General features: G+C 39.0%; 3 protein-coding genes. 1 reads left to right on the plus strand and 2 read right to left on the minus strand.

The window, feature by feature from the left end; genetic code table 11:
- Window positions 1–95: 95 nt before the first annotated feature.
- A complete protein-coding gene (locus AC2VE5_RS28675; protein ID WP_486890903.1) occupies window positions 96–290 on the minus strand; it encodes a hypothetical protein in 195 nt (64 codons plus the stop codon).
- Window positions 283–519, minus strand: a complete 237-nt coding sequence (locus AC2VE5_RS28680) for a hypothetical protein (RefSeq protein ID WP_486890904.1) — start codon at window positions 517–519, stop codon at window positions 283–285. The genes AC2VE5_RS28675 and AC2VE5_RS28680 overlap by 8 nt, the downstream gene beginning before the upstream one ends.
- Between AC2VE5_RS28680 and AC2VE5_RS28685 the strand changes: the two genes are divergently transcribed.
- On the plus strand, window positions 511–699 hold the full coding sequence (locus tag AC2VE5_RS28685) for an HNH endonuclease (protein WP_486890905.1): 189 nt from the start codon (window positions 511–513) through the stop codon (window positions 697–699). The two genes, AC2VE5_RS28680 and AC2VE5_RS28685, sit on opposite strands and share 9 nt — an antisense overlap.
- The last annotated feature ends 339 nt before the right edge of the window (window positions 700–1,038 follow it).

Below are 1,038 nucleotides of genomic sequence, written 5' to 3' on the forward strand. Positions count from 1 at the left end.
TTTACTGCCTCTAGCTCTAAATGGGGAAAAGCTTGAGTAACTTGACCCATATCCACCTGCCTAACTCGTTGTTTGAGGACAAACTTTGTTGTTCACTACTCTACTATATTTGAACGCAATTTGGTATTAGAAAGCGCATTACCTATTTCTAGCAAGATCGCCTGAGTAGTCACCAAACGGGTTCCGTTAGTCTCAATTTGATTGGCAAGCTTAACACCTTGTACATGATTTTGATCGGTGACAGAAGATAATGCGATCGCAAAAGAAGTATCTAAAAAAAATTCATTCACTGTCACAAAGAGTTTCCCCATACAAGTATCGATCAATTTTTTCTGACCAATCTGGATCGCCCTGTATTTTTAAAGACTGAGCAGTTTTAAGAAATGTTTTAGGTGGTTTTACTTCATCGGATAAAACACTTTCAACGATAATTCGTACCCTCGTACCTGCGGCTAGGTTTAAGGGCGCTTCCAATTGAAGGGCTGTCCCATCAAATACGGCTTCGAGTTCTTGAGACATCATTCTCTAAAGGCTAAAGACTATTTTCAGTATAGCCTGACAAATTTTTGTAAGTATTGCGGTTTATCACAATTAGGGCAAGCAGCTACGCTTCACATAGACCATGTGATTTCTATAGTGGCTGGTGGTTTAACAACCGCAGACAACTTACATTCTATGTGCAGCCGCGTGTTAGCTTAGTCATGCTCAATCAGTTATCCAGTTTCCGTATACTTAAGATATTTTCTCCATAATATCCAGTTATTAGTTGTTCTCTGGTTATAGGAATTGGGATAAAAGGATCTTTCGGCTTGGCATCAGGAGGAAGAAACATAATTACAGCACCAGAGCTTGTCATATCAAATAATTCATGACGAATCTCAAAAGCCTCAAGTTGTACAATAAGTCCTCTTATACCAATTCTGAATGAAGGTGCGCTAAATTAGCATAAGTGTAAGGGGAAAGGAAAAGTTATGAGTCGTCCGTTCCAAGTGGAGATATCTGAAAGCAAAGAAATGTTGGAGAAAGCACTCAAATATG

This window comes from Aliterella sp. E5.1, from assembly GCF_057473825.1.

Excerpts from the sequence above, each read along its gene's own strand:
- AC2VE5_RS28680 (WP_486890904.1), bottom strand. The coding sequence starts at position 519 with ATGTCTCAAGAACTCGAAGCCGTATTTGATGGGACAGCCCTTCAATTG.